The sequence below is a fragment of the Bellilinea sp. genome (assembly GCF_034432615.1).
In the GTDB taxonomy this organism is placed as follows: domain Bacteria; phylum Chloroflexota; class Anaerolineae; order Anaerolineales; family Anaerolineaceae; genus Bellilinea.
The window spans coordinates 1-8,125 of sequence record NZ_DAOUBL010000375.1 but is presented as its reverse complement, the minus strand read 5'-3'; the positions used below and the strand labels follow the sequence as shown (position 1 = coordinate 8,125).

Here is an 8,125-nt window from a genome sequence, read left to right as displayed (position 1 = left end):
CTAATGGGAGAGTTCTAGCATGTCCCTCTTCTCAAACCGCTGGCTCGAAAAACTCCGGGGAAGTATCCGTCCCCCAAATCTGACTTTTCCACCGTCAGCTGGCCTTTACAGTTTTTCGGTGGAGGAAAACGGCGGAAAAGCACGCGTTCACTTACGCATTGAACCCGACCAGAGCGGGACATTACTCATCAATGCCAGCCGTATCTTTCACTTTAATCCATCTGCCACGCTCATGGCCTATCTGATCTTGAGCAAAGTGCAGGAAACTCAGGCAATTGGATGGCTGACTCACACCTTCCAGGTTTCCCGCCGGCAAGCGCTGCAAGACTACCATGCTTTCGCTGAACAGCTGCATGCACTGATCCTTCCTGAAGGCGAATGCCCGATTTGTGATTTGGAGATTGAAACCATTCCACCCTTTAGCAAACAATCCAGCCGGCCTTACCGCATGGATCTGGCAGTGACCTATCGCTGCAACAATGCGTGTGCTCACTGTTATAACGCAAGATCGCGCGCCTTCCCGGAAAAAGATACGCAATACTGGTATTCGGTATTGGATAGGCTGTGGGAGATTGGAATCCCGCACATCGTTTTTACGGGTGGCGAACCTACACTGCGCGATGATCTTCCACTTCTAATTGCTCATGCCGAACGCAACGGTCAGATCACTGGTATTAATACCAACGGAAGACGACTGCAAGATACTGGCTTTCTCAACCAGCTCATCAACGCTGGACTGGATCACGTCCAGATCACTTTTGAATCCCATATTCCTGACATTCACGATCACATGGTTCTCCACAAAGGCGCGTGGCAGGAAACCGTAAAAGGCTTGACCAATGCCTTAAAGACGCACCTGTTTGTAATGACCAATACCACCCTCTTGAAAGACAACGCCCCTTATTTAAGCGAAACACTGGATTTTTTGGGAAAAATTGGGGTGCCGACCATTGGCTTAAATGCCCTGATTTACTCCGGTCGAGGACGCAATGTAAACACCGGTATTCCGGAGAGTGAATTGCCTGCCTTGCTGGATATTGCCCGCACAAAAACCACCCAATACAATCAGCGCCTGATCTGGTACACCCCTACCGAATACTGTAATTTTGACCCCGTTCAAATGGAATTGGGCGTAAAGGGGTGCACTGCTGCCCTGTATAACATGTGCATTGAACCGGACGGAAGTGTACTGCCGTGCCAATCGTATTACACCTCACTTGGAAATATTCTAAACGATTCATGGGATCAAATCTGGAATCATGATCTGGCGTTATCCTTGAGAGAGCGTCGGAACTTACCAGCCAAATGCCACGATTGTGGATTAGTGGTTGAATGCGGCGGCGGATGTCCTCTCGCCCGCGAAGCTTTAGCGGCCAAACAACCAATTTCCCATTGAAAACCGGAGGTGGTCATGATTAATCGAATTCGAGAGACATTCAATCGTTTCTTTCAACCCGTTCAACCGCTTGCAGCAGGGGTTTATACCTTCAACGCTCCACCTGAAGCCGCCTTACCCTACCGGCTTCATCTCCGAATTGAGCCAGATGGAAACAGCATCCTCATTATCAATGCTTCGACAGTGCTTCACCTCAACCAGACCGGCACTGAATACGCTTATCACCTCATTCAACAGCACAATGAAGAAGAAGTGGCCAACGAACTATCCAAACGCTATCGGGTTAGCAAAGAACAAGCCAGACAGGATTTTATCTCTTTCCGCGAGCGTTTGATGACCCTAATCGAAACCACCGATCTCGACCCAGTTACTTATCTGGAATTTGAACGCGTAAACGTCCATGAACGACGGCTGAGTGCACCTCTGCGCCTTGATTGCGCTCTGACCTATGCCACACCCCATCCTCGTGCGGTTGGCTCCACACCGGTAGAAAGGGTCAAAAGAGAGTTATTAACCCAAGAGTGGCAGACTATACTGGAAAAAGCCTGGAAAGCCGGCATCCCCCACGTAATTTTCACCGGTGGAGAACCCACGCTACGCCCCGATTTGGTTGAACTGGTTGAATTTGCAGAAAAACTGGGCATGGTAACCGGCGTGCTCAGTAACGGCTACCGCTTTTCGGAGCATAAATTTCTGACCGAAATTCTTCAGGCCGGCCTTGATCATTTGATGATTGTGCTGGACGAGAATGAAGATTACTGTTGGGAAGCCATCCGCGATTCGCTTGCTTCCGATTTGTATGTAACCGTACATCTCACCATTACCAGCCGCAACCAGCACCGTATCACCGAAATCCTGAATAAACTGGTTGAACTGAATGTCAAATCCCTTAGCCTCAGTATCGAAGACCTTTCGATGAAGTCTATGCTCCAACAGGTACAGGAACATGCCTTCGCCCATGAAATGTCCATCGTTTGGGATTTACCGGTTCCTTATTCCGAATTAAATCCCATCAGTCTTGAGTTGCAAAGTGAAGGGATTGGGGAATACTTTGACGGCGCAGGCAACGCGTGGCTTTATGTCGAACCCGATGGCGATGTCCTGCCCGCACAGGGTAAAACCATTTTATTAGGCAACTTCCTCACCGATGATTGGACAAAGATCTGGCAAAATGCGCAGGCTTTGAATCAGAACCAGGCATGATTGACTGGCACCTGCGTTTTTTACAACAGGCGCGGTGGACTGCCCAGCTGCGTGCTTATCTGATCCAAAAAGCCGGCATTCAACCCCATCATCGCATCCTGGAGGTTGGCTGCGGCGGCGGCGCAGTTTTGCAGGATTTTTCAGCCGGCGGCCGGGTCATGGGATTGGACATTGATTTCTCCAGCCTCCTGATTGCCCGTTACTTAATACCTTCCGCTTCATTGCTCTGTTCAGACGGCCACAGGCTGCCCCTTTCATCGGAGAGTGTGGATTTTTCGATTTGTCATTATTTTCTGATGTGGGTCAACGGAGGCGAAGTACTTAAGGAAATGCGCCGAATCACCCGCCGTGGGGGTGCAATCATTGCCATGGCAGAGCCGGATTACGGCGGAAGGATAGACCATCCCCCCGCCCTTTCAGCCATCGGACACTATCAAACCCAATCCCTCCGCGATCAAGGTGCAGACCCCACTACAGGAAGAAAGATTCGCGGCTGGTTTCGAGATGCCGGATTAATCAACATTGAAAGTGGAGTAATGGCAGCCCAGTGGGCCAATGATCAAACGTACCCCCAAGATTTGGATATGGAATGGGCCGTGATTCGTTCGGATTTACAAGGGTATCTGGCGCCCGAGGAAATTGAAGCTTTGGAGAAAGCCGACCGCCACGCCTGGCTGGAAGGCACCCGCATCTTATTTGTGCCGACCTTTTATGCCATCGGATTTGTTCCAAGATAAATTTACCTGAATTTTATGGCAAAAACAAACCACAAGGCATATATTCAAGTGAGATTCATAAAAACCAGGAGAAATAAAATAGATGGCTCTGATTAAGTGGGAAGACCGTTACTCGGTAAAAATTACCAAATTCGATCATCAACATCAGCAGCTGGTTAGCTTGATTAATCAGCTATACGAAGCCATGAAGGTCGGCAAGGGACAAGTAGAATTAGGCAAGATTCTGGAGGAACTGGTGGACTATACGCGAAAACACTTCTCCAGCGAAGAAGCCCTGATGCTCAAGCACGCCTACCCCCAATACGCCGATCACAAAGCCTCACACGATCGCTTAACCCAACAGGTTATCGAATTCCAGAATCAATATAAAGAGGGCAAAATCGGTTTGAGTATTCAGATGATGAATTTTTTGAAGGAATGGCTGGTCAACCACATTCTGGACGAAGATAAAGCCTACAGTAATTTTTTTGAAGCCAAAGGTGAAAAATAGCATTTTCCATCCAAAAGGTTGCCAAAACATCCTTTTCGGAATATAATAGCCTCTGTCCATCGGGGCGTGGCGCAGTCCGGCTAGCGCGCTTGCATGGGGTGCAAGAGGTCGGAGGTTCAAATCCTCTCGCCCCGACAGTTATCCCCAGCCAGAAATGAATGGTAGGGGATCTTTTCTTTAAAAGGGTTGTGGTACATTCCCTTTCATTAAAGTGCTAACACACTTCCACCCGCCAGTATTACCACCATCCCCAATACCTGCATTGGAGATGGCTTTTCCCGTAGCAAACTCCAGGAAAACATCATCACAACCATTGGAGAAAGGTCTGAGATGGCTTTAACCACCGCTGGGTGACCAACTTTCAACGCCGAAAGTAAAAAAAGCCACTGCCCAATCACAAAGATCAACCTGCCAGCAGTTAACAAAAGACTGATCCCATTGATCCAATCCAAATTGGGTCTGGTAATCATCCAGGAAACGCCGCTAATTAAGAAGGCGCGAATCAGGTAATAAGTGTAGGGATTAAGATAATTCCCCGCAAATAAATCCTTGATCACAAACATGCTCAAGGTGAACAAAAACGCTGTTCCCAAGGGATAGAAAATTTCCTTGATGGGAACGCGTTCTAATTCTGTTGAATTTTGTTGAAATCTTCCTACGATCATCAAAACACCGCAGGTGAACAATAAAACCGAGAGCACCTGCAACGCCCCAAGCGATTCGCTCTGATAGAAAAACAAGGGCGATATGCCCAGGGCAAATAACGGCGAAACTGCCAGTAAGCCGCTCACCGTTACGGCGTCTACCCGCTCAAATGAACGAAAATAACCGTAGTTGGCCAGCCCATCCAGGCCAATTGCGGCCATCAAAAGGAAAAAACCTTTACTATCCAGCCGCAACTCGAATAACCATGGCGCAGCAGGCAGCAGCATGCCTGTCATGAGAGCAAAATTCACACTGAGCATGTTGCGGGCCTGGCTAACCGAAACCAATCGTCGTGCAAAAAGGTTTGCAAATCCGCCAGAAACCGCCGAAAGGAATGCCAACATCACCGCAGACATATCTAAAATTCTACCGTCATTCCTTCACTCAGCAGAGAAAACACCCGCCGATTGTTGGTATAATTTTTCCACGATGGGTAGCCGTTTATCAAGACGTGAATTTCTCAAATTATGTGCTGCTGCCGGCCTTGCAGGTTTGGCATTCCGTCCTTTTTCCGGTTTCGAGGAAGATAATCAGAAAAATGACTTAATCCGCATTACGGTTCGCTCGGTCAGTGTCTATTCCCAACCCGATGACAAAAGCCGGATATTATTTCAACGCTTCCGTGATGAACTGGTCAACATTTATTATGAACTCGAATCGGAATCCGGGCCGGCTTACAACCCGATCTGGTACCGGGTATGGGGCGGTTACATTCACCGCGCCAACACCCAAAGGGTTACCGTGCAGTACAACCCGGTTGCCTCCCAAATCCGCGAAGGCCGTCAACTGGCAGAAGTTACCGTTCCTTATTCGCAGGCAATGAGATATACCACTACTTCAGGTTGGCAGCCGCTTTATCGGCTTTACTTTGAATCAGTTCACTGGGTCACTGGAATTGATGAAGGACCAGACGGAGAGGCGTGGTACCGAATTTTAGATGAATTATTAAAAATTGAATATCACGCCCCGGCTTATCATCTCCGTCTGATTCCCGACGAAGAACTCACTCCCATCTCGCCAGAAGTGCCGCATCATAAAAAACGCATTGTTGTCAGCCGCGGACGCCAAACCCTTACCTGTTATGAAAATGACGAAATCGTCTTTCAAACCCGGGTATCAACGGGGTTGAATTACAAACCAGAAGGTCAGATCCCCTGGGAAACCCCCAAAGGCGAGTTCAATATTTATTCCAAAATGCCCTCCAAACACATGGGGGATGGACGATTGAGCGGCAACCCGGAGGATTACGAACTACCCGGCGTACCGTGGACTTGCTTTTTTGAACAAACCGGGGTCGCCTTTCACGGCACTTACTGGCACCAGGATTTTGGCACACCTCGTTCTCATGGTTGTGTCAATATGCGAACTTCTGAAGCAAAATGGCTCTTTCGTTGGGTTTTGCCAGTTTCTGAGCCCGGTGATATGGAACGAGTCGGCTACGGTACCCGCGTTGTGGTGGAGTGACGCTGCTCCTGAATAACAGATGGTTGAGGCAATCCAATAAATTCACGGAACACCCGGTTGGCCAAGAGCCACGCCTGTCGGGTAAGGCGTAAATGGCGCGAATTTCGTTTCTCCGACCATTCCAGCAATCCCATTCCCATCAATAGGCTAATCTGTCTACCAAACACTTCTTCCATTTTGAAACCAAATTGCTGGTTGAATGAAAATTCGTCAACCCCTTCTTCTAAAAGACGTAGTCCCACCATCATTCTTTCCTGCATTCGAGTCCATAAGTCCAGTTCAACGACCTGTTCAGCCGCTGATGATGCCGGAGGGGGCATACCAACTTCGCTCATCACCCGCGTAATATACGCCTTAATTCCGCGCACATTGACCGTCCGATGATTCTGTAAAAACCCATGGGCACCTGCCCCAATGCCGATATAAGGCAGGTATCTCCAGTATTGCAGATTATGACGGCACGCTAATGAGTTTCCCCCGCGCTTCAATGCCCAGTTGGAAATCTCATAATGTTCATAATTCGCTTCGTCCAACACTTGACATGCATATTCATATTGATCTGCTGCCAGATCATCATCCGGAAGGTCAATTAACCCGCGTTCCAGCCACTTCTTGAAAGGGGTACCATGCTCGATGGTTAAGGCATAAAGGGAGAGATGCTCCGGTTTTAATCCAAGCGCTAACTGCAAGCTTTGTTGCCAGGTGGTCATCGTTTGGCCAGGGATACCAAATATCAAGTCAAGGTTCAAATTATCAAACCCCGCAAGGCGTGCCCACTCAACCGCCTGAATGACCGAAAAGGGATCATGCTCTCTTTCGAGCAATCTCAGTTCGTTGATATTGGCACTTTGCATTCCTAAACTGATTCGGTTGAATCCTGTTTGCCGCAATTCACGTAAACTTTCCTTGCTTACCGTTCCCGGGTTGGCCTCAATGCTGATTTCGCATTCCTTAAGCACATCAAAAACCCGCCGGCAAGTATTCAGGATGTCTTGCAATCCTTTTACCGGGATATAAGTTGGCGTTCCGCCTCCAAAGAATATGCTGCCAATTTCAAACGGGTAGGTTTGCAGCCTTGCCACCTGTTCAATTTCGGCTATTACCGCCTGGATGTAAGCCGGAATCAAGTTTTCCTGTCCGGCATAAGTATTGAAATCGCAATAAGCACAACGATGCTTGCAAAAGGGAATATGAATATAGAGGCTGATAATGGGTAGCATGGTTCATAGCATACCACATTGAAAAATTTCCTGCAAAAACGATTTCGCCCTTGTCAAATTTTTGATTGTGTTATAATCTCATGCGCCGGGGGTTTCCCGGTAATTGGATTAAAATAAAGCCTATGAGTCCAGAAGAACTTACCTCAAAAACAAAAATTTGCCCAACCTGTGGGACGAAATTAAGTATCAACGCTACCCGCTGTCTGGTTTGTGGTCGTCAATTCAATTCGGAAAAGGTTACTCCTTCAACGGAAGGGAAAAAGAAAGTTGAAATTGTCGAATCGCCGCGCATGCCTCAGTTGACCATTTCACTTCCGGCAGCCATTGGATTGATCCTGTTACTGCTCGGAATCGGCGCTGGTACAGTCTTTGCGGTTTTTCAGGCATCCGCACCCACTGTAGGCGATAATTTGACCCCCAGCCCTACAGCCAGCCTTACACCCACCATCACGCTAACCCCCACAGCCACCGAAACCCCCACTCCGCAGCCAACCTTTACACCTTTACCCCCATTGGAATATCGCATTCAACCCAATGACAATTGTTTGACCATCGCTTTCAATTTTGGGGTTTCGGTCAACAGTATCATCCAGCTCAACAAACTTTCACCGGCCTGCGACAATCTGGTTGTCGGTAACATTCTTTTAATTCCGCAGCCAACCCCGACACCCTCACCGCAGCCAACCAACACACTCAGCCCGGCACAGGCTACCGAAGTTGCCTGTCAATTGTTCCCATATAAAGTGCAAAGCGGCGACACGCTCAGCGGGATTGCCCGCAATTACAATGTCTCTGCAGACGCCATCAAATCCTACAATGGATTACCATCGGATGTTGTCTATGAAGGCATGACTCTTAACATCCCATTGTGTGAGCGTCTGCCCACACCCGGCCCTACGCCGACACCAAC

The 8,125-nt window shown here is 48.5% G+C and carries 8 protein-coding genes and 1 tRNA gene; 7 read left to right on the top strand and 2 right to left on the bottom strand.

Annotated elements, in window-relative coordinates; all coding sequences use genetic code 11:
- Positions 1 to 19 precede the first annotated feature (19 nt).
- The 5 genes from VAE48_RS16670 to VAE48_RS16650 all read left to right on the top strand — a co-directional run bounded on the left by VAE48_RS16670 (position 20) and on the right by VAE48_RS16650 (position 3,961).
- Entirely contained in the window at positions 20 to 1,396 is a 1,377-nt protein-coding gene (locus VAE48_RS16670) for a radical SAM/SPASM domain-containing protein (protein ID WP_322794466.1), read from the top strand.
- A gap of 15 nt (positions 1,397 to 1,411) precedes the next feature.
- The gene (locus VAE48_RS16665; RefSeq protein WP_322794465.1) at positions 1,412 to 2,599 is read left to right on the top strand and encodes a PqqD family peptide modification chaperone; all 1,188 of its coding nucleotides are present in this window, start codon (positions 1,412 to 1,414) and stop codon (positions 2,597 to 2,599) included.
- Positions 2,596 to 3,336 carry a class I SAM-dependent methyltransferase gene (locus tag VAE48_RS16660; protein WP_322794464.1) on the top strand — a complete coding sequence of 247 codons (741 nt, stop codon included), beginning with the start codon at positions 2,596 to 2,598 and terminating at the stop codon, positions 3,334 to 3,336. The genes VAE48_RS16665 and VAE48_RS16660 overlap by 4 nt, the downstream gene beginning before the upstream one ends.
- 82 nt (positions 3,337 to 3,418) lie before the next feature.
- Positions 3,419 to 3,826, top strand: a complete 408-nt coding sequence (locus VAE48_RS16655; RefSeq protein WP_322794463.1) for a bacteriohemerythrin — start codon at positions 3,419 to 3,421, stop codon at positions 3,824 to 3,826.
- A gap of 60 nt (positions 3,827 to 3,886) precedes the next feature.
- Positions 3,887 to 3,961, top strand: a tRNA-Pro gene (locus tag VAE48_RS16650).
- A gap of 71 nt (positions 3,962 to 4,032) precedes the next feature.
- Here VAE48_RS16650 and VAE48_RS16645 read toward each other — a convergent pair.
- Positions 4,033 to 4,887 (bottom strand): DMT family transporter, encoded by an 855-nt coding sequence (locus VAE48_RS16645; RefSeq protein ID WP_322794462.1) that lies wholly within the window; start codon positions 4,885 to 4,887, stop codon positions 4,033 to 4,035.
- On the opposite strand from VAE48_RS16645, the gene VAE48_RS16640 reads away from it, so the two are divergent.
- On the top strand, positions 4,790 to 5,995 hold the full coding sequence (locus VAE48_RS16640; protein ID WP_322794461.1) for a L,D-transpeptidase: 1,206 nt from the start codon (positions 4,790 to 4,792) through the stop codon (positions 5,993 to 5,995). The genes VAE48_RS16645 and VAE48_RS16640 overlap by 98 nt on opposite strands.
- On the opposite strand, the gene hemW is transcribed toward VAE48_RS16640, so the two are convergent.
- On the bottom strand, positions 5,968 to 7,215 hold the full coding sequence (gene hemW / locus VAE48_RS16635) for a radical SAM family heme chaperone HemW (RefSeq protein ID WP_322794460.1): 1,248 nt from the start codon (positions 7,213 to 7,215) through the stop codon (positions 5,968 to 5,970). The two genes, VAE48_RS16640 and hemW, sit on opposite strands and share 28 nt — an antisense overlap.
- A 122-nt stretch (positions 7,216 to 7,337) precedes the next feature.
- Here hemW and VAE48_RS16630 point away from each other — a divergent pair.
- A partial coding sequence (locus tag VAE48_RS16630; protein ID WP_322794459.1) for a LysM peptidoglycan-binding domain-containing protein occupies positions 7,338 to 8,125 on the top strand: 788 nt, incomplete at its 3' end.

Excerpts from the sequence above, each read along its gene's own strand:
- VAE48_RS16640 (WP_322794461.1), top strand. The coding sequence starts at position 4,790 with ATGTTGCGGGCCTGGCTAACCGAAACCAATCGTCGTGCAAAAAGGTTT.
- VAE48_RS16670 (WP_322794466.1), top strand. The coding sequence starts at position 20 with ATGTCCCTCTTCTCAAACCGCTGGCTCGAAAAACTCCGGGGAAGTATC.
- VAE48_RS16665 (WP_322794465.1), top strand. The coding sequence starts at position 1,412 with ATGATTAATCGAATTCGAGAGACATTCAATCGTTTCTTTCAACCCGTT.
- VAE48_RS16660 (WP_322794464.1), top strand. The coding sequence starts at position 2,596 with ATGATTGACTGGCACCTGCGTTTTTTACAACAGGCGCGGTGGACTGCC.
- VAE48_RS16645 (WP_322794462.1), bottom strand. The coding sequence starts at position 4,887 with ATGTCTGCGGTGATGTTGGCATTCCTTTCGGCGGTTTCTGGCGGATTT.
- VAE48_RS16655 (WP_322794463.1), top strand. The coding sequence starts at position 3,419 with ATGGCTCTGATTAAGTGGGAAGACCGTTACTCGGTAAAAATTACCAAA.
- hemW (WP_322794460.1), bottom strand. The coding sequence starts at position 7,215 with ATGCTACCCATTATCAGCCTCTATATTCATATTCCCTTTTGCAAGCAT.